Origin of the sequence: Teichococcus vastitatis (genome assembly GCF_003604215.1) — a bacterium.
GTDB lineage: Bacteria > Pseudomonadota > Alphaproteobacteria > Acetobacterales > Acetobacteraceae > Pseudoroseomonas > Pseudoroseomonas vastitatis.
Genome location: NZ_QXGS01000011.1, coordinates 1 through 17,373, shown reverse-complemented (window position 1 = coordinate 17,373; position 17,373 = coordinate 1). Strand labels below are relative to the sequence as shown.

Genomic DNA, 17,373 nt, shown 5'->3' with positions numbered 1-17,373 from the left:
GGCCTGGGGGATTGATGGCGATGGATATTGGCGTACCACTCCGGGACCTCGGGGCCGTTGACGTGTCGGGCCTTATCAAGCTGGTGGACGGGCTGACGGAGAACGACTGGACCGGCAATACCTTCCGCCAGGACGCGCTGGCCGCCAGCGCGCATTCGGCGACGGACAACATCCTGATCAAGACCGAATGGCATCCCACCGCCTCCACCAGCGGGCTGCAGCATTTCGAGGACCTGATCTCCGTCTGGGCGCAGCAGAAGGGCCATGATGCCAGCAACTTCCTGCCCATCGCGCGGGAAGACACCGACATCTGGCCGGTCTACACCCTGCCGGAATGGCTCAGGTACAAGGATGTGCTGGGCCCGGTGGTGGAGCAGGCCATCGCGCCGCTGAAGACGCCGCGCGGCGTGGTCAGCCGCCTCGCCCTGGTGCGGCTGAAGGGCGGCGGCACGATCGATCCGCATATCGACGGCCATGCCATGGCGGCCAAGGCGCACCGCATCCACGTGTCGCTGAGCAGCACGCCCTCGGTCGAGTACAAGATCGATGGCCGCAAATTCACCATGCTGATGGGCCATGCCTACGACTTCAACAACCGCGTCCGGCATTCGGTGAAGAACAAGGGCAAGCGGGACCGCGTGAACCTGTTCGTGGATTATTACCCCGATCCCGGCCTGGTGATCCGCAACCCGCTGGACGTGTCCCGCCCGCTTTATGCCGAGCCGACGCCCCGCATCAACTGACCCGCTCGCCGGCCCTTCACCGCTCGGGCCTGTGTCCGCTCGGGCCTGTGTCCGCTCAGGCCTGTACCCGCTCAGGCCTGTACCCGCTCAGGCCTGTACCCGCTCAGGCCTTGATGGTCATGTCGGGGTTGAGCTCCACCCGCCGGCGGGTGTCGGCACTGCGGTAGATCGCCTCGATAATGCGCATGTCGCGCAGCCCCATCTCGCCCGGTGCCGCCACCCCGGTGTTGTTCCGGATGGCGGCGGACAGGTGGTCGACCACGCTGGTGAATTGTTCGGCGCTGGTGGCCTCGGCGATCACCTGCCGCTGCTCGCGGGCCTCGGACACGGTCAGCTTGTTATCCTTGTAGGCGGTGGCCGGGTCCAGCACCGCCACCGCCTTATCGCCCCACAGGTCGATGCGCTTCTTGTCCGCGGTGTAGCCGGAGGAGATGCTGGCCCGCGCGCCGGACGCGAATTCCAGCTGCGCCGTCATGGTGTTCTCGATCTCGGTGAATCGCTCATCCCCGGGCGGCGAGTGGGTGGTGGCAGACACCGCGACCGGGTTCTCGCCCAGCAGCCAGATCAGGCCGTTCAGCGAATAGATGCCGATGTCCACCAGGGAGCCGCCGCCGGCGATGTCCTTGCGCATGCGCCATTCGTCGCGCGGCTTGGATGGATCGAGCGGCCGGTGATGGTCGGAGGAGGCGAACCAGATCTTCCCCAGCTCCCCCGCCGCCGCCATGCGCCTGGCTTCCATGTTGTAGGGCTCGAAATGGGCGCGGTAGGCGATCATCAGCTTGCGGCCGGCCGCCTTGGCCGCGTCGATCATGCGCTGGCAATCGGCGGCAGAAGCCGCCATCGGCTTCTCGCACATCACGTGCTTGCCGGCTTCCAGCGCCCGCACCGTCAACTCGGCATGGGTGGAGTTGGGGGTGATCACGTACACCACCCGCACCGCGTCATCATCGCGCAGCCCGGCCATGTCATAGCCGTAGTGATGCGCCTCGCCGATGCCGTAGCGGGCGCCTACTTCGCCCAGCTTCTCCGCGCTGCCGGAGATCAACCCCGCCGGGCGCGACATCAGCGCACGCCCCAGCGCCGGCAGCATGTAGGCCTGCGCGAAATGCCCGAGGCCCGCCACCGCCCAGCCCAGGCGCTGGTCCTCGGCTTGTTGCGGCGGCCGCTCCAGCTGCGGCGCCGGACGCCCGGTGGGCGTGGCTGGCAGGCGCCCGGCCTGCGCCGCGGCCCCGGTCGCCGCCAGCGAGCCAATGCCGGCACTCAGGGAGCCGATCATGGCACGGCGGGAGGCGATGACGGGGAACGGCATGGGGATCTGCTCCGCAAAGATTGCCAGCAGAACCCGTCCGCTCTGCCGTTGTTGCGTCACGGAGGCGTCAGGCGACAACCGCAGGGCAGCGGCCGCGGGGCACCAGACTACCGAAGTGCGAGGTATTGGAAGGTGTCGCCCTGCGGCGCCACGCCTTCCACATGCCGGCGGTGCCACAGCGCGTAGAACAGCAGGTGCCAGGCGGCGAAGCCCTCGCGCTTGCCCGACGCTGCCTTGAACAGCGCTTCCACTCGGTCCGGCCTGGCGATCTCGGCCACACCGGGCTGCGCTGCCACCAGCGGTCCCAGCTTCGCTCCCTGCGCGGCGATCCAGGCACCCACCGGCACCGTGAAGCCCTGCTTCGGCTTGTGCGGGTCGGCCGCCGGGAAGTTGCGGGCCAGCCATTCGCGCAGCAGCCACTTGCCGGCATGGCCGCGCACCTTGAGCGAATCCGGCAGGCGGAAGGCGACTTCGGCGATGGCCGTGTCGAGAAACGGGGTGCGTCCTTCGACGCCATGCGCCATCAGGCAGCGATCCAGCTTGATCAGCAGGTCGTTCGGCAGCCAGTCCGCGATATCCAGGGCCTGCGCCGCCATCAGGCGGGTGCGGCCCGGCGACGCCACCGCCGCCTCCGCCGCCGCCACGCCGTCGCGCCAGCCGGTGGGCGCCTGGCGCAGCACGTCGACCCGGTCAAAGGCGCCCCGGGTGCGCGGTGCCTTGCCGCCCAACCACCAGGGCCGCATGGCGGCGCGGTAGCGGCCATAGCCGCCGAGGATCTCGTCGCCCCCCTCGCCGGAGAGCACCACCTTCACGTCGTGCCGGGCGCGGCGGGCCAGGAACCAGGTGGGGATGATGGCGTAATCGGCCGCCGGATCGTCCATGGCGCCGACGATCTCCGGCAGGTGCCGCCACACATCGTGTTCCGACACCATGACCGTGGCATGCTGTGCTCCGGCGGCACGGGCGAAGGTGGCCGCCCGTTCCCGCTCATCGGCGGCACCCGGCACGTCGAAGCCGGCGGTGTAGGCGCGCACCGGCGCCTCGTTCAGCCGCTTCATCATGGCCAGCACCGCAGCGCTGTCCGTGCCGCCGGACAGGAACATGCCGTAGGGCACGTCGCTGCGCTGGTGCATCTCGACGCTGTCGCGGAAGGCGGTATCGAAGCGGGCCAGCGCCTCGTCCTCCGTGACCGCGGCGGGCCCGCCCTCGGGCAGGGCGGTGCGGCGGCGGCGCTCGGTCACCCGCCCGTCAGACAGGCAGATGCTTTCCCCCGGCAAGACCCGGTGAATGCCCTCGAAGATCGTCTCCGCCCCGGTGGTGAACTGCATCTGCAACAGCTCGGCGCGCGATTCGGCGCGCAGCCGCGGGCGCACAAGCCCGGCCGCCAGCAGTGCCTGCGGCTCGGAAGCAAAGGCGACGCCGCCTGCCATCTCGGCAAGGTAGAGCGGCTTGATGCCGAAAGGATCGCGCGCCAGCACCACCTGGCGTGCGGAGCGGTCATGGACCGCCAGGGCATACATGCCGCGCAAGGTGTCGGCGAAGCCCATGCCGTCCCGCCGGAACAGGTGCAGGGGCGGTTCGCAATCGCTGCCGGTGGCGCAGCCCAGCTGGTTCAGCTCGCGCAATTCGCGGTAATTATAGACTTCGCCATTGCCGACCAGCGCCGCCGGCCCGGCGAAAAGCGGCTGATCGCCGCCCGCCAGGTCGATGATGGCGAGCCGGGTATGCGCCAGCGCCACATTGGCCGAGACGTGGTGCCCGGCGCCGTCCGGGCCGCGATGCGCCAGGGCGGCAGTCAGCCTTTGCAGGATGGTCGCGTCAGGGATCTGGCCTTGGCGCAGGATCAGGCCGGCAATGCCGCACATGCGAAAGCTTCATCTCCGCCCGCCCGGCGGTGATCAGGATGCGGCGCGTCCCGGGGCGGAAGAACGAGACGCAGCAATCCCTTGCAGGAAGCCGCGCCAGCGCGCAAGCACCGGCGCCTCGGCGAAGTCGGCGGCATAGGCGGCGCGTCCCCCCTCGGCCAGGGCGGCGCGGCGGCCGGGATCGGCGAGCAGGGCAAGGATGGCGGCCGCCAGCGACTCGGGCCGGTCCTGCGGCACCAGCAGACCGGTCTCGCCGTCGCGGATCAGTTCGGACGGTCCCTGCGCCGCCACTGCCACCACCGGGCGGCGGGCACTCCAGGCCTCGATGACCATGTTGCCGAGCGGCTCATGCCGGGAGGAGCAGACAAACACGTCGCAGGCGGCCAGCAAGGCCGCCGTGTCCTGCCGCCAGCCCAGGAAGCGCGCCCGATGCGCGACCCCCAGCTCCGTCGCCAGGGACTCCAGGGACGACCGCTCCGGCCCTTCGCCGGCCAGCAGCAACATGGCGCCGGGGATCGCGGGCAGCGCCCGCAGCAGCGTGTCGAAGCCCTTGTTGCGGTGCAGCCGCCCGAGCCCCAGCAACACCGGCGCCCCTGCCGGCAGGTCCAGCGCCGCCGGCGCCACGCCGCCCATCTCTGCGACGAAATTGGGCAGGTAGTGGGTGCGCTCCGCCGGCCAGCCCTGCGCCGCGATCCAGCCCGCAAGGTCGCGCGTGTTGCCGACCAGATGATCGCAGTGCCGGTAGTATTTCAGGTCATAATAGCCGCCGAGCCGGCCCACCAGGGGCCATGGCCCGCGCGGTGCCTTGCCGGCACCCCGGTTCATCCAGGCCACAGCCACGTCTGGCCGGAAGCGACGCAGCGCGAGGCCGAGGCGCGGCGTGGTCAGCAGATCGAGCGGCCCGCCGAAGCGCAACTGCAGCGGTGCCGCGCCGCCCTCGGCGAGGCGGGCGGCGCGGGCCGGGTCGCGGCGGATCACCGGCAGCACGACGTCGCCGGCGCGGTGCAGCGCCAGGGTCAGCCGCTCGTAGAAGCCTTCCGCGCCACCGACGCGGGCGCCGGCCATGATCTGGGCGATGCGCATCAGCGGAACCGCTCCGGCGCGTGCCGCGCCAGGGTGCCGCTACGGCCGGTGGACCGGCCCTGCGCCGCCGGCGCAGGGCAGCGCGGCGCGGCCATCAGGCCGGCACCGCCGCGGCTCCACCCAGCAGCGTCACCGCGGCTTCCAGCGCCTTGCCCACCGGCAGGTCACGCATCGGCGCCGCGCCCGCCGGTCCGTCGGCCACCACCGCCCGCGCCCGCGGCCCGACTGGCGCGTATTCATCCGCCGGCGTGGGGCCGAACAAGCCCAGCGTCGGCACCCCGGCCGCGGCCGAGAGATGCATCAGCCCGGAATCATTGCCGACGAACAGCGCGCAGCGGGACAGCACCGCCGCGGCCTCGGGCAGTTCCAGCTGGCCGGACAGGTCCAGCGCGCCCGGCAGCGCCTCCAGCACCGGCGCCACCATGGCGGCTTCCAGCGCGCCCGGCCCGGCCAGGATCACCGGCCGCGCACCCGGCAACGGGCCATCCGGCGCCGCGAGCGCGGCAAACAGCGCCACGAAGCGTTCTGGCGGCCAGACCTTGCCCGCCCAGTTGGCACTGGGCCCGAGTGCCACGAAGGGCCCGCTGCCCGGCAGCAGGGATGCCGCCCGCGCCGCATCGGCCTGGTTGAACCAGACCACGGGATGGGGCGCCGCCTGCAGCCCCAGCACTCCCGCCAGATGCCCGATGCGATGACCGGGGCGGCGGCCGCCACGCATCACCGCGCGGCGCCGGGCCGGCACCAGCCAGGCCAGGGCCGAGCCGCGCAGGTCCACCACCAGGTCCCAGCGGCGACCCGCCACCTGCCGCCACAGCGACAGCCAGTGCCGCGAGAAGCTCTGCTTCGCCAGCACGATGGTGGCTTCCCGGCGGGGCATGCGGGAAAACACCCCTTCCGCCACGGGGCCGCAGGCGACCGTGATCCGCGCCTCGGGGTAAGTCCGCAGCAGGTGGTCGAGCAGGCCGGTGGAGAGCACCGCATCCCCGATCCGGGTGGCGGTCACGAACAGGATACGCATGGCTGGCGGGCGCATAGCATGGTTGTGCGGCCCCGTGCAGCGTCGCGGCTTGTTCCGGGCGTCGATCGCGCCAAAATTGCTGCTCATGCCCATTGCTCTTCTGCCTGCCCGCACCGTCATCGAAGCCTCCGGCGAAGACCGTGTCGCCTTTCTCCAGGGCCTGGTGTCCAACGACGTGTCCCAGGCGGTGCCCGGACGCGCCATCTGGGCGGCGCTGCTGACGGCGCAGGGAAAATGGCTGGCCGATTTCTTCGTCTTCGCCGAGGGCGAGCGCCTGCTGCTGGACGTGGCCACGGAGCAGGCGGCGATGCTGGTGCAGCGCCTGTCGCGGTTCCGGCTGCGCTCCCGGGTCACGCTGGCCGTTGCCGAGGGCCTGACGGTCTGGGCCGGCTGGGGCGACGCGCCGCTGCCGGAGGGCATCGCCGCACCCGATCCACGCCTGCCCGAGGCCGGCTGGCGCGCCGTGCTGCCGGCTGGCGGCATGCTCCCCGGCACTGCCGGGGACTATAACCGCCACCGCCTGGTGCTGGGGCTGCCGGACGGCGCACCGGATTTGGAGGCGGAGAAATCGGTGCTGCTGGAAGCCGGCTTCGACGAGCTGGCCGGGGTGTCCTGGACCAAGGGCTGCTACATGGGTCAGGAACTGACCGCCCGCACCAAGTACCGGGGCCTGCTGAAGAAGCGGCTGTTCCCGGTGGCCATCGAAGGCCCGCTTCCGGCGCCCGGCACGCCCGTGCTGCGGGACGATGCGGAGGTGGGGGAGATGCGCTCGGGGGTGGAAGGCTGCGGCCTGGCGCTGTTGCGCCTGCCCGTGGAACAGGGCTCAGCGCTGCGCTGCGGGGCCGCCGTGCTGCGCCCGTCCATCCCGGCCTGGATGGCCAGAAAGGACTGAGCCGCCGCTTCGGGAGGCAGGCAACCGGCGGCACGGAGGCGCCACCGGTTGCCGGAACGGCTCCGGCTCAGGCCGTCCGGTCGCTGCCGCCCGCCGACAATGCCGCCTGCGCCGCCGCCAGCCGCGCCACCGGCACGCGGTAGGGTGAGCAGGACACGTAATCCAGCCCGACGCTTTCGCAGAACTGGATCGAGGCTGGATCGCCGCCATGCTCGCCACAGATGCCGAGCTTCAGGTCGGCCTTGACGCTGCGGCCCTTGTCCTTGGCGATCTCCACCAGAGCGCCGACGCCGTCCGGATCGATCGACACGAACGGGTCCTTCGGCAGGATGCCCTTCTCCACGTAGTAGGGCAGGAACTTGCCGGCATCGTCGCGCGACAGGCCGAAGGTGGTCTGCGTCAGGTCGTTGGTGCCGAAGGAGAAGAAATCGGCCACCTCGGCGATGCGATCGGCCGTGAGGCAGGCGCGCGGCAACTCGATCATGGTGCCGACCAGGTACTCGATGGTGGTGCCCGCCTCGGCGAACACCGCCTTGGCCACCTTGTCGATCTGCGCCCGGGTCAGTTCCAGCTCCTTCTTCATGCCGACCAGCGGGATCATGATCTCGGGCACCGGGGCCTTGCCGGTCTCCTTGGCGGTGGCGACCGCCGCCTCGAAGATGGCGCGCGCCTGCATCTCGTAGATTTCCGGATAGGTCACGCCGAGGCGGCAGCCGCGATGGCCCAGCATCGGGTTGGCTTCCGACAGGTCGAGCGCGCGGCGCTTCATGGTGGCGAGATCGGCGCCGAGGCTGTCTGCCACCTCCGCCAGTTCCTCCTCGCGGTGCGGCAGGAACTCGTGCAGCGGCGGGTCGAGCAGGCGGATGGTCACCGGCAGCCCGGCCATGATGCGGAACAGTTCCAGGAAGTCGGCCCGCTGGAACGGCAGCAGCTTGGCCAGCGCGTCGCGGCGCCCGCCCTCCGTCTCCGACATGATCATCTGCCGCACCGCGCCGATGCGCTCGGGGTCGAAGAACATGTGCTCGGTGCGGCACAGGCCGATGCCCTCGGCGCCGAACTTGCGCGCCGTGTCGGCGTCGAGCGGCGTCTCGGCATTGGCACGCACCTTCATGCGGCGGATCTTGTCGGCCCAGCCCATCAGTGTCGCGAAGTCGCCGGACAGCTTCGGCTCCACCATGGCCACGGCGCCCAGGAAGATCTCGCCCGTGGCGCCGTCGAGGGTGATGGTGTCGCCGGCCTGGATGGTCTTGCCGCCGGCCGCGAGCTGCTGGCTGGCATAATCCACCATCACGCCGCCGGCACCGGCCACGCAGGGCCGGCCCATGCCGCGCGCCACCACCGCGGCGTGGCTGGTCATGCCGCCGCGCGTGGTCAGGATGCCCTTGGCGGCGTGCATGCCGTGGATGTCCTCCGGGGAGGTCTCGATCCGAACCAAGATCACGCTCTCGCCCTTGGCGGCGCGGGTCTCGGCCTCGTCGGCGGAGAACACCACCGTGCCGCAGGCGGCGCCCGGCGAGGCCGGCAGGCCCTTCGACAGCACGGTGCGCGGCGCCTTGGGGTCCAGCGTCGGGTGCAGCAGCTGGTCGAGCGAGCCGGGCGCCACGCGCTTCACCGCCTCGCGCTCGTCGATCAGACCTTCGTGGGCCATGTCGACCGCGATCTTCAGGCTGGCCGCGGCGGTGCGCTTCCCGTTGCGGGTCTGCAGCATGTACAGCTTGTTCTGCTGCACGGTGAACTCGATGTCCTGCATGTCCGTGTAGTGCTTCTCGAGCATCTCGCGGACGCGGACCAGCTCCTGGTAGGCGGCGGGCATGGCGGCTTCCATGCTGCGCTCGCCGGGCTTGGCGCGGGCCTCGGACATGGGCTGCGGCGTGCGGATGCCGGCCACCACATCCTCGCCCTGGGCGTTGATCAGGTATTCGCCGTAGAAGATGTTCTCGCCGGTCGAAGGGTCGCGGGTGAAGCAGACGCCCGTCGCGCAGTCATTGCCCATGTTGCCGAACACCATGGCCTGCACGTTCACCGCCGTGCCCCAATTCGCCGGAATGTCGTGCAGGCGGCGGTAGGTGTTGGCGCGCTGGTTCATCCAGGAGCCGAACACCGCGCCGATGGCGCCCCAGAGCTGCGCCTCAGGCTCCTGCGGGAAGGGCTGGCCCAGCACCTCCTCCACCATTCCCTTGTAGCCCGAGACGACGCGCTTCCAGTCCTCGGCCGTCAGGTCGGTGTCCTCGGATACCCCCTTGTCCAGCTTGGCGTCCTCGATGATCTCCTCGAAGCGGTGATGGTCCACGCCCAGTACCACGGAGCCGTACATCTGGATGAAGCGGCGGTAGCTGTCCCAGGCGAAGCGCGAATCGCCGGACGCCGTGGCCAGCCCTTCCACCGTGCGGTCGTTCAGGCCGAGGTTCAGCACCGTGTCCATCATGCCCGGCATGGACACGCGCGCGCCGGAGCGGACGGATACCAGCAGCGGCTTCGCTTCGTCGCCGAAGCGCAGCCCGACCGCCTCCTCGATGCGGGCGAGGTTCTCGGCCACCTGCGCCTTCAGCTCAGCGGGGTACTGCTTCTCATGCGCGTAGTAGTAGGTGCACACCTCGGTGGTGATGGTGAAGCCTGGCGGAACAGGCAGCCCGATCGAGGCCATCTCGGCCAGGTTGGCGCCCTTGCCACCCAGCAGGTTGCGCATCTCGGCCTTGCCGTCATTGCGGCCGGCGCCGAAGCCGTACACCCACTTCTGCATCCTCGGGTTCCCTATCAGCCTTCGATCTTGGAGAAGTCCGCCACCTGGTCGATCGCGTCCCGGAGGCGGGCCAATAAACCGAGACGGTTGCGCCTCAGCTGAGCGTCCGGGTCATTTACCACGACTCTGTCGAAAAAAGCGTCCACCGGCGCGCGCAGATCCGCCAGCGCCGCCATCGCATTCGCGTCATCCTCGGCAGCCAGCGCGGCACGTGCCCGGGGCAGCGCGGCATCCAGGGCGGCGGACAGCGCCCTCTCCTCCTCCGCCGCAAAACGAGCCGGGTCGGTTTCGGGGCGGTGCGGCCCGTCCTTCTTGTCCTCGATGCGCAGGATGTTGGCCGCACGGCGGGCGGCGGCCAGCAGGTTGGCACCATCCTCGCCTTCCAGGAAGCTGCGCAACGCGCCGGCACGGGCCAGCAGGCGCACCAGATCCTCGCCGCCGCCGGCGGAAAAGGTGGCGGCCAGCACGTCGTGCCGCTCGCCCTCGGCGCGCAGCTGCACGCGCAGCCGGTCGGCCAGGAAGTCCAGCAGCCCGGCGGCGAAGGCCGCCACCATCGGCGGATGGTCCGATCCCGGATCGGGCTGGAAGCCGTTCTTCATGGCGTCCTGCGCCACCGCCATGCCGAATTCCGGCTCCGCCGTGGCACCGACCGCCTGCGGATAGCCGAAGAAGGCCTCCGCCAGCGCATCGACCAAGTTCAGCCGCAGGCCGTTCTCACGCAGGATGCGGATCACGCCCAGCGCGGCCCGGCGCAGGGCGTAGGGATCGCCGGAGCCCGTCGGGCGCTCATCAGCGGCGAAGAAGCCGGCCAGCTGGTCCAGCTTGTCGGCCAGTGCCACGGCGATGGCTACAGGCTCGTCCGGCACCGAGTCGCCGGGGCCCATGGGGCGGTAATGCGCGGCGATGGCCTCCGCCACGCGCGGGTCCTCGCCATCCTTCAGCGCGTAATAGCGGCCGATGATGCCCTGCAGCTCCGGGAACTCGCCGACCAGGCCGGTGACCAGATCGGCCTTGGCCAGCCGCGCGGCGCGGGCGGCGAGCCTGGCATCGGCGCCGATCCTGCCGGCCAGCCAGCCGGCCAGCCGTTCCAGCCGGCGCACCCGCTGCCCCTGGGTGCCGAGCCGGGCATGGAACACCACGCTGTCCAGCTTCGGCAGATAGGCTTCCAGCGCCTGCTTGCGGTCGAGGTCCCAGAAGAAGCGGGCATCGGACAGGCGGGCGCGCAGCACGCGCTCATTGCCGCCGACCACCGCCCGGCCGCCATCATGGGCGGCGATGTTGGACACCACGGCGAAGAACGGGGCTGCACTGCCATCCGGACGGCGCAGCGCGAAGTAACGCTGGTTGACCCGCATGGTGGTGCGCATCAGCTCCGGCGGCAGGTCCATGAAGGCGTCATCGATGCGGCCGAGCAGCGGCACCGGCCATTCGACCAGCCCGGCCACCTCGGCCACCAGCCCCTCATCCGGCACCACTTCGACCCCCTCCGCCGCGGCCAGTGCCGCCACGCCGTCCCGCACCAGCCGGGCACGCTCCCCCGGGTCGATCACCACATGCCGCTCGGCGAGCTGCGCCGCGTAATCGGCGAAGCCGGTCACGGCGAAGGCGCCGGGCGACAGGATGCGGTGGCCTTCCGTTTGGTCGGCGGAGGCCAGGCCGTGCCCGTCATCCTCGCCATTCGCCAGGGCGAAGGGCACCACGGCGCCGTTGAACAGGCACAGGATGCGCTTCAGCGGGCGCACCCAGATGAAGCTGCTGGTGCCGCCCCAGCGCATCGATTTCGGCCAGGGAAAGCGGCGCAGCAGGCTCGGGACGATCTCGGCCAGAACCACCGGCGTCGGCCGCCCGGGGCGGTGGATCACCGCATAGAAATAGGCGGTGCCCTTGACCTCCCGGGTTTCCAGCTGCTCCCGTGCCAAGCCGGTGGAGCGCAGGAAGCCTTCCAGCGCCGGGCCGCTGGCGTCGGCGCGCGGGCCGCGCCGCTCGTCCTGCACCGCCGCCGTGCCTTCCGGCAGTTCCGCCACCAGCGCCAGCCGGCGCGGGCCGTACAGGGTACGGAGGCCGGTGGCCTGCAGGCCAGCGCCCTTCAGCGCCTCCCCCATCAGCCGCTGCAGATCCTCCGCGGCGCGCGCCTGCATGCGGGCGGGAATTTCCTCGGAGAAGAGTTCAAGCAGGAGTTCGGGCATCGGGGGCCTTACAGAAGCAAACGGGGCCGGTTCGCAGGCGGGACGGGCTGGTCAGGCGGCCGAAGGACCGGGGGCCAGCCAGGTTTCGCAGCAGGACTTGGCCAGGGCGCGCACCCGGCCGATGTAGCTGGCGCGCTCGGTCACCGAGATGGCGCCGCGCGCGTCGAGCAGGTTGAAGGCGTGGCTGGCCTTGATGCACTGGTCATAGGCCGGCAGCGCCAGCTTGCGCTCCACCAGCGCGGCGCATTCGCCTTCCGCGTCCTTGAAGTGCTGGAACAGCAGGGCGGTGTCGGCGTGCTCGAAATTGAAGGCGCTGTATTCCTTCTCCGCCCGCAGGAACACGTCGCCATAGGTGACGCCCTCGCCATTGAAGTCGAGATCATACACGTTCTCGACGCCCTGGATGTACATGGCCAGCCGTTCCAGCCCGTAGGTCAGCTCGGCGCAGGGCTTCTCCACCGGGATGCCGCCGACCTGCTGGAAGTAGGTGAACTGCGTCACCTCCATGCCGTCGCACCACACTTCCCACCCGAGGCCCCAGGCGCCGATGGTGGGGCTTTCCCAGTCATCTTCGACGAAGCGGATGTCGTGCAGCGTCGGGTCGATGCCGAGCGCCCTGTAGCTCTCGATCAGCAGGGCCTGCGGGTCGGCCGGGCTCGGCTTCAGGATCACCTGGTATTGGTAATAGTGCTGCAGCCGGTTCGGGTTCTCGCCGTAGCGGCCATCCGACGGGCGGCGGGACGGTTGCACATAGGCCGCCTTCCAGTTCTGCGGCCCAAGCGCGCGCAGCGTGGTGGCGGGGTGAAAGGTGCCGGCCCCCATCTCCATGTCGTAGGGCTGCAGAATGACGCAGCCCTGCGCCGCCCAGAACCGGTGCAGGGTCAGGATGATATCCTGGAAACTGAGGGGCTTCCCGGTTCGGGTCTGGCTCATCGCTGGGCGTCTCGGCTGGTTCTGGCGGCAGGTTGACTTGCGGCCGGGTTGCGCGCCGCACCATAAGATGCGCCCCACACCCCGGCAAGGAAGGGCACGTCCGCACATGGCCAACACCGAGTCACTGATCCGTTCCTATTATGAATCCTTCAATGCCGGCGACGTGGACGGCATGCTCGCCCTGCTGGCGGAGGATGTGGCGCACGACATCAACCAGGGTGGCCGCGAATACGGCATCCCGGCCTTCCGCGCCTTCATGGACCGCATGAACGCCCATTATCAGGAAGAACTGCGCGACATCGTGGTGATGGCCGAGCCCACCGGCCACCGCGCCGCCGCCGAGTTCACCGTGCACGGCACCTACCTGACCACCGATGAGGGCCTGCCCGAGGCGCGCGGCCAGCGCTACATCCTGCCGGCCGGCGCTTTCTTCGAGCTGCGGGCGGGGCGCATCGCCCGCGTGTCCAACTTCTACAACCTGGCGGACTGGCTGCGGCAAGTGGGCGACTAAGGGCCGCGCCGGGCTAGCCGTCCGGCCAGCCCAGGCTGTCGCGCAGCGCCGCGACGCGCCTCGCATCGGGGCGGGACTGGCGGGTCCAGGATACCCCTTCCCGCAGCACCCGCGCCGGAATGCCGGCCACCAGCGAACAGGGCGGCACGTCGCGCGTCACCATGGCCTGCGCCGCGACGATGGCGCCGCGCCCGACCGTGACGCCCTTCATCACGCTGGCGCCGGTAGCCAGCCAGACATGCGGCCCGACCAGCACATCCTCCGGCAGGTTCACCTGCTCGCCCGTGGCCAGATCGACGATGCCGTGCGAGTCCGCGTTGCGTAGCTGCACCCCCGCCGCGAACATGGCGTCGTCGCCGACCAGCATGCGGGTTCCCGGCCCCTCCGCCATGGCGTTGCCGCCATTGGTGGAGCTGTCACGGCCGAGCAGGAACAGCGCCTCCCCGGTGCGCAGCGAGACCTGCAGGTTGTGCCGCCCCGAGCCGCCCGCCACGGCAAATAGGTGGCCGCCGCCGGTGATCTTAAGCTTGAACTGGCTGCCTGGCGCCAGGTCATCCAGCGCGAACAGGCTGCCGCCCCGCGCCGCGGCGCCGAAGACGATCCGCAGCGAGGCTGGCGGAGCGCCGCCCAGCAGCAACCGGTCCCCGGCAGAAGGGCGTCCTTCCACCACCACGCCGTGCCCGGCCAGCACCGAAGGCGACGCCGCGTCGAGCGCGATCTCCACGGCGCCGCCGGCAAAGGCCGGCGGCGAGTAGCCTTCCGGCAGGCCGTTCCGCAGCAGCGGGTGCGCGGCGAACGCTGCCGTGGCCGCCGCCGGGTCCAGCCGCATCATGGCGTCAGGCCCGTTCCCCGATCAGACCCATTCGCCCTGGCGCATCACCGGCGTCACCGAGCCATCGAAGGCGATACCGTCCACGTCCACCGCCGCCGCGCCGATCATCCAGTCCACGTGGATCAGCGAGGAATTACCGCCACGCTCGGCGAACTCGGCGTCGCTCATGCTCTCGGCATCGGTGAAGCACTTCTTGTAGGCCTGGCCGAGTGCGATGTGGCTGGCCGCGTTCTCGTCGAACAAGGTGTTGAAGAACAGCAGCCCGCTCTGCGAGATCGGCGAGGAATGCGGCACCAGCGCCACCTCGCCCAGCCGCCGCGCGCCCTCGTCGGTGCCGATCAGCTTCTGCAGCACCGCCTCGCCGCTGCTCGCATGCGCTTCCACGATGGAGCCCTTCTCGAACCGGACGCGGATGTCGCGGATCAGCGTGCCGCCATGCGCCAGCGGCTTGGTGGCGGCCACTGTGCCCTCCGTCATCAGGGCGTGCGGCGTGGTGAACACTTCCTCGGTCGGGATGTTGGGGTTGCCGGTGATGCCGTTGCGCGCCTTGGAGATGCCGCCCATCCAGGCATGCCCGTCGGCCAGCCCCACGGTCAGCCCGGTGCCCGGGCCGGTGAAGCGCAGGCTGCGGAAGCGGCGCTCGGTCAGCATCGCGCGGCGCGCCAGCAGGGTGGCGTTGTGCTCGGCCCAGGCCGCTTGCGGATCGGGCCGGTCGATGCGGGCGCTGCTGTACAGCGCGTCCCACAGCTTCGCCACGGCGGCGCTTGACGGCAATTCGGGAAACACGGCGCGCGCCCAGGCGGCCGAGGCGAAAGGCACCAGCGTCCAGTTGATGGCGGAGGCGGTGATCAGTTCCAGTGCCGGGCGGTAGGCCTTGGAGCGGGCGCGATTGCTGCGCGACACCTTGTCCGGGTCCTGTTCCGCGAGCAGGTTCGGGTCCTCGCCCACGATGGCCAGCCGCGCCGCGCCGCCCCGGAAGGCCGCCGCCAGGGCCTCGAACATCCAGGCCGGCGCGTGGTCGAAGGCGCTGTCGGGGGCGTGGCGGTAGCGCGCCAGGGTGCTCTCGTCGTCGGAGAAGAAGGTCGTCACCTGGGAGGCGCCGGCCTTGTAGGCTTCGGCCGTGATGCGGCGAACCAGCGGCAGCGCCTCGATCGAGGCGGTCATCACCAGCTCCTGCCCGGGATGCAGGCCGCCGAGGCCGACCCGCACCGCCACTTCGGCCAGCTTGTCGAGGCGCGGATCGGCGGCGGTGCTGTGTTCTGGCTGGTGCTGGTCCATGCGGCGGGTCCTCGGGTGCGGTTGCGCGTGTCCAAAGGATTGCCACCCGGCCGGGGGTGGGTGTCAAGCCGGGCCGGCGTCCCGGTGCCTTGCGGGTTTTCCGGCGCGAAGTGGGGTGGGGTTGTGGGCTAAACCCCACCACAGGGATGCTCCGGCGGGAGCGTCCCGGAACAGGAGAAAACCCCATGTTTCAACTGCCCTGCCGCTGTTGCGGCCCCTTCACGCACCGCCCCGGCGCGTCCTTCCCAGGCCGGCGGGCCGTGGCGGCCGGGATGCTGGCCGGCCTGGCCGCCCTGACCCTGCCGCCCCGCGCAGCCCTCGGGGCCGAAGCGGTGCCGCGCACCGCCCTGACCCCGGACCAGGCCCTGCAAAGGATGAAGCAGGGCAACGACCAGTTCCGCACCGACGCGCCGTTCCGCAGCGCCACGGGCCGGGAGCGCCGGGTGGAGCTGGCGCGCGGCCAGGCGCCGTTCTGTGTGCTGATCGGCTGTTCCGACAGCCGGGTGCCGCCGGAGCTGCTGTTCGGCCGCGGCCTGGGCGAGCTGTTCATCGTGCGCAATGCCGGCAACACGGTGGACACGGCGGCGCTGGGCAGCGTCGAGTATGGCGTCGGCGTGCTGGGTTGCCCGCTGGTGGTGGTGCTCGGCCATGAAGGCTGCGGCGCAGTGGCGGCCGCGCTGTCCGTGGTGGAGCGGAACAGCAGCTTTCCCGGCGTGGTGGGCGAGATGATCCAGCCGATCATCCCGGCCGTGCTGTCGGCCCGCCAGCCGGACGGTGCCGTGTCGCTCGACGACGCGGTGGTGGCCAATGCGCGGCGGGTAGCGGCGCGGCTGGGCACGCAGAGCACGGTGCTGCGCGATGCGGTGGACCAGGGACGGCTGAAAGTGGTGGCGGCCCGCTACGACCTCGATGACGGCGACGTCACCTGGTTCGAGGATCTCTGAACCGGGCCGGCGCCCACGGAGAACCCGGTGCGGCGCGGAGGACGCGCACCCGGGCATCCCGCGATCAAAGGCCGAGGCGCGCCCAGGCCCCGCGCTCCTCGGCCGCGGCCAGCCCCTCGGCCATGGCGCCGCGCAGCAGGCGCAGCGGCAGGGGCGGCCGGCGCTGCCCGAGCGGCACCACCCGCGCCGCGTCGCCGAAGCGGCGGCGGATCTCGCCGCGCGTGTCGCCCAGACCGTCGATCAGGCCCAGCGGCAGCGCTTCTCGCCCGGTCCAGAAACGGCCGGTGAACAGCGCGTCGTCCGGCGCCGTCAGCCGGCCGGAACGGCGCCCGCGCACCCAGCCCTTGAACTCGGCATGCAGCGCGCCGAGCAGTTCTTCCAGCCGCTCCTGCTGCCACGGCTCCACCGGGCGGAACGGGTCGAGAAAGGATTTCTGGCCGCCTGCCGTGGTCAGGCGGCGCTCGACGCCGAGCTTGGCCGCCAGACCCTCCACCCCGAACCCGGCCGACACCACGCCGATCGAGCCGACAATGGAGGACGGGTCGGCGACGATCTCGTCCGCCGCGCAGGCCAGCCAGTAGCCGCCCGAGGCCGCCGCGTCCTCGCAGACCGCGACCACGGGAACCTTGTGCTTGTCGGCCAGCTGCCGGATGCGCCCGGCGATCAGGCTGGACTGCACCGGTGAGCCGCCGGGCGAGTTGATCGCCAGCACCACCCCGGCCAGCCGCTTCAGCGCGAAGGCGCGGTCCAGCACCGGACCGATGCCGTCGATGTTGAGGCCGGCCGGCGCCGGGCCCAGGCCGCCGCGCGCGGCGATGACGCCGGACAGCCGCACCACCGCGACCACAGGGGCGCGGTTGAGGAAAGGGATCTTCATGGTCCCTCAAATCGTCGCGCCCCGGCTCAACGGCAAGCACCCTTTTCCTTCCCGCCCGTGCATGCGACGAGAAGCGGCGGAGACGAGCCATGAGGGAGGTTTGGGCATGAGGACGGTAGCGGCGGTGGCGTGGGAGGCGGGCAAGCCGCTGGTGGTGGAGGA

The 17,373-nt window shown here is 71.0% G+C and carries 14 protein-coding genes; 4 read left to right on the top strand and 10 right to left on the bottom strand.

Features of this window, described 5'->3' with window-relative positions; all coding sequences use genetic code 11:
• The first annotated feature begins 20 nt into the window (after positions 1 to 20).
• Entirely contained in the window at positions 21 to 743 is a 723-nt protein-coding gene (locus tag D2K64_RS14235) for an aspartyl/asparaginyl beta-hydroxylase domain-containing protein (RefSeq protein ID WP_120009124.1), read from the top strand.
• Positions 744 to 846: 103 nt separating this feature from the next.
• Here D2K64_RS14235 and D2K64_RS14230 read toward each other — a convergent pair whose 3' ends face one another.
• The 4 genes from D2K64_RS14230 to D2K64_RS14215 all read right to left on the bottom strand — a co-directional run bounded on the left by D2K64_RS14230 (position 847) and on the right by D2K64_RS14215 (position 6,018).
• Positions 847 to 2,052: a Gfo/Idh/MocA family protein gene (locus tag D2K64_RS14230; RefSeq protein ID WP_202910672.1), complete on the bottom strand. Its 1,206-nt coding sequence runs from the start codon at positions 2,050 to 2,052 to the stop codon at positions 847 to 849.
• A gap of 107 nt (positions 2,053 to 2,159) precedes the next feature.
• Positions 2,160 to 3,917: an asparagine synthase (glutamine-hydrolyzing) gene (gene asnB / locus D2K64_RS14225; RefSeq protein ID WP_120009043.1), complete on the bottom strand. Its 1,758-nt coding sequence runs from the start codon at positions 3,915 to 3,917 to the stop codon at positions 2,160 to 2,162.
• Positions 3,918 to 3,950: 33 nt separating this feature from the next.
• Complete coding sequence (locus tag D2K64_RS14220; RefSeq protein ID WP_120009042.1) at positions 3,951 to 5,000, bottom strand: glycosyltransferase; 1,050 nt, start codon at positions 4,998 to 5,000, stop codon at positions 3,951 to 3,953.
• A gap of 94 nt (positions 5,001 to 5,094) precedes the next feature.
• Positions 5,095 to 6,018, bottom strand: a complete 924-nt coding sequence (locus D2K64_RS14215; protein WP_120009122.1) for a glycosyltransferase family 9 protein — start codon at positions 6,016 to 6,018, stop codon at positions 5,095 to 5,097.
• 85 nt (positions 6,019 to 6,103) lie between these two features.
• Between D2K64_RS14215 and ygfZ the strand changes: the two genes are divergently transcribed.
• Positions 6,104 to 6,910 carry a CAF17-like 4Fe-4S cluster assembly/insertion protein YgfZ gene (gene ygfZ, locus D2K64_RS14210; protein WP_120009041.1) on the top strand — a complete coding sequence of 269 codons (807 nt, stop codon included), beginning with the start codon at positions 6,104 to 6,106 and terminating at the stop codon, positions 6,908 to 6,910.
• 67 nt (positions 6,911 to 6,977) lie between these two features.
• On the opposite strand, the gene ppdK is transcribed toward ygfZ, so the two are convergent.
• Genes ppdK through D2K64_RS14195 form a run of 3 tightly spaced genes read right to left on the bottom strand, consistent with a single transcriptional unit; the run spans position 6,978 to position 12,769 of the window.
• Entirely contained in the window at positions 6,978 to 9,650 is a 2,673-nt protein-coding gene (gene ppdK / locus D2K64_RS14205; protein ID WP_120009040.1) for a pyruvate, phosphate dikinase, read from the bottom strand.
• Positions 9,651 to 9,664: 14 nt separating this feature from the next.
• On the bottom strand, positions 9,665 to 11,836 hold the full coding sequence (gene glyS, locus D2K64_RS14200) for a glycine--tRNA ligase subunit beta (protein WP_120009039.1): 2,172 nt from the start codon (positions 11,834 to 11,836) through the stop codon (positions 9,665 to 9,667).
• Positions 11,837 to 11,887: 51 nt separating this feature from the next.
• Complete coding sequence (locus tag D2K64_RS14195; protein WP_120009038.1) at positions 11,888 to 12,769, bottom strand: glycine--tRNA ligase subunit alpha; 882 nt, start codon at positions 12,767 to 12,769, stop codon at positions 11,888 to 11,890.
• A 106-nt stretch (positions 12,770 to 12,875) separates the two neighbouring features.
• Between D2K64_RS14195 and D2K64_RS14190 the strand changes: the two genes are divergently transcribed.
• Positions 12,876 to 13,280: a ketosteroid isomerase-related protein gene (locus D2K64_RS14190; RefSeq protein ID WP_120009037.1), complete on the top strand. Its 405-nt coding sequence runs from the start codon at positions 12,876 to 12,878 to the stop codon at positions 13,278 to 13,280.
• Positions 13,281 to 13,293: 13 nt separating this feature from the next.
• Here the strand turns inward: D2K64_RS14190 and D2K64_RS25510 are convergent, their stop codons facing one another.
• Positions 13,294 to 14,112 carry an acyltransferase gene (locus D2K64_RS25510; RefSeq protein ID WP_120009036.1) on the bottom strand — a complete coding sequence of 273 codons (819 nt, stop codon included), beginning with the start codon at positions 14,110 to 14,112 and terminating at the stop codon, positions 13,294 to 13,296.
• A gap of 21 nt (positions 14,113 to 14,133) precedes the next feature.
• On the bottom strand, positions 14,134 to 15,390 hold the full coding sequence (locus D2K64_RS14180; RefSeq protein WP_120009035.1) for an aminopeptidase: 1,257 nt from the start codon (positions 15,388 to 15,390) through the stop codon (positions 14,134 to 14,136).
• 185 nt (positions 15,391 to 15,575) lie between these two features.
• Between D2K64_RS14180 and D2K64_RS14175 the strand changes: the two genes are divergently transcribed.
• The gene (locus D2K64_RS14175; RefSeq protein ID WP_202910671.1) at positions 15,576 to 16,334 is read left to right on the top strand and encodes a carbonic anhydrase; all 759 of its coding nucleotides are present in this window, start codon (positions 15,576 to 15,578) and stop codon (positions 16,332 to 16,334) included.
• Positions 16,335 to 16,398: 64 nt separating this feature from the next.
• On the opposite strand, the gene D2K64_RS14170 is transcribed toward D2K64_RS14175, so the two are convergent.
• Positions 16,399 to 17,211 carry a S49 family peptidase gene (locus tag D2K64_RS14170; protein ID WP_120009034.1) on the bottom strand — a complete coding sequence of 271 codons (813 nt, stop codon included), beginning with the start codon at positions 17,209 to 17,211 and terminating at the stop codon, positions 16,399 to 16,401.
• Positions 17,212 to 17,373 lie beyond the last annotated feature (162 nt).

Bases quoted from the DNA above. Each gene is read 5' to 3' on its own strand.
- D2K64_RS14235 (WP_120009124.1), top strand. From the start codon at position 21: ATGGATATTGGCGTACCACTCCGGGACCTCGGGGCCGTTGACGTGTCG.
- D2K64_RS14230 (WP_202910672.1), bottom strand. From the start codon at position 2,052: ATGCCGTTCCCCGTCATCGCCTCCCGCCGTGCCATGATCGGCTCCCTG.
- asnB (WP_120009043.1), bottom strand. From the start codon at position 3,917: ATGTGCGGCATTGCCGGCCTGATCCTGCGCCAAGGCCAGATCCCTGAC.
- D2K64_RS14220 (WP_120009042.1), bottom strand. From the start codon at position 5,000: ATGCGCATCGCCCAGATCATGGCCGGCGCCCGCGTCGGTGGCGCGGAA.
- D2K64_RS14215 (WP_120009122.1), bottom strand. From the start codon at position 6,018: ATGCGTATCCTGTTCGTGACCGCCACCCGGATCGGGGATGCGGTGCTC.
- ygfZ (WP_120009041.1), top strand. From the start codon at position 6,104: ATGCCCATTGCTCTTCTGCCTGCCCGCACCGTCATCGAAGCCTCCGGC.
- ppdK (WP_120009040.1), bottom strand. From the start codon at position 9,650: ATGCAGAAGTGGGTGTACGGCTTCGGCGCCGGCCGCAATGACGGCAAG.
- glyS (WP_120009039.1), bottom strand. From the start codon at position 11,836: ATGCCCGAACTCCTGCTTGAACTCTTCTCCGAGGAAATTCCCGCCCGC.
- D2K64_RS14195 (WP_120009038.1), bottom strand. From the start codon at position 12,769: ATGAGCCAGACCCGAACCGGGAAGCCCCTCAGTTTCCAGGATATCATC.
- D2K64_RS14190 (WP_120009037.1), top strand. From the start codon at position 12,876: ATGGCCAACACCGAGTCACTGATCCGTTCCTATTATGAATCCTTCAAT.
- D2K64_RS25510 (WP_120009036.1), bottom strand. From the start codon at position 14,112: ATGATGCGGCTGGACCCGGCGGCGGCCACGGCAGCGTTCGCCGCGCAC.
- D2K64_RS14180 (WP_120009035.1), bottom strand. From the start codon at position 15,390: ATGGACCAGCACCAGCCAGAACACAGCACCGCCGCCGATCCGCGCCTC.
- D2K64_RS14175 (WP_202910671.1), top strand. From the start codon at position 15,576: ATGTTTCAACTGCCCTGCCGCTGTTGCGGCCCCTTCACGCACCGCCCC.
- D2K64_RS14170 (WP_120009034.1), bottom strand. From the start codon at position 17,211: ATGAAGATCCCTTTCCTCAACCGCGCCCCTGTGGTCGCGGTGGTGCGG.